Origin of the sequence: Pseudomonas sp. 2995-3 (genome assembly GCF_002742565.1) — a bacterium.
GTDB lineage: Bacteria > Pseudomonadota > Gammaproteobacteria > Pseudomonadales > Pseudomonadaceae > Aquipseudomonas > Aquipseudomonas edaphica.
In genome coordinates, this window is sequence record NZ_LJSB01000377.1 from 1 (window position 1) to 310 (window position 310).

Consider the following 310-nt stretch of genomic DNA (forward strand, 5'->3'; position numbering starts at 1 on the left):
TGAACTTTAATCCCTTGAATGATGTTCCTCGACTATTTCACCTTCTTCATCCAATGCTGTTACGGTCGCTCCTGATACATCATCCCCGTCAGTGACAAGGAACCAAAAACGACCACCCTCATATTCAATAATTTCTGCTGAATAAACATTATCATTAGTAGAAGTTATGCGGACCTCCGTTATTTCTGGGTTTAAGATAACACCATCAATAATGTCCGTATAGTCAGAAAAATTTCGACGTTCTAAGTTACTGAATGACCAATTTAGTTGGTCCTCAGAGATAGGACCACTAGACCAACTCCTAGTCCTC

1 protein-coding gene is annotated in these 310 nt (G+C 40.0%); it reads right to left on the bottom strand.

Annotated features, from left to right (window positions below; genetic code table 11):
• Window positions 1-6: 6 nt before the first annotated feature.
• Window positions 7-310, bottom strand: a 304-nt coding sequence (locus tag AOA62_RS32325; RefSeq protein WP_218244233.1) for a hypothetical protein, incomplete at its 5' end; no start/stop codon positions are given.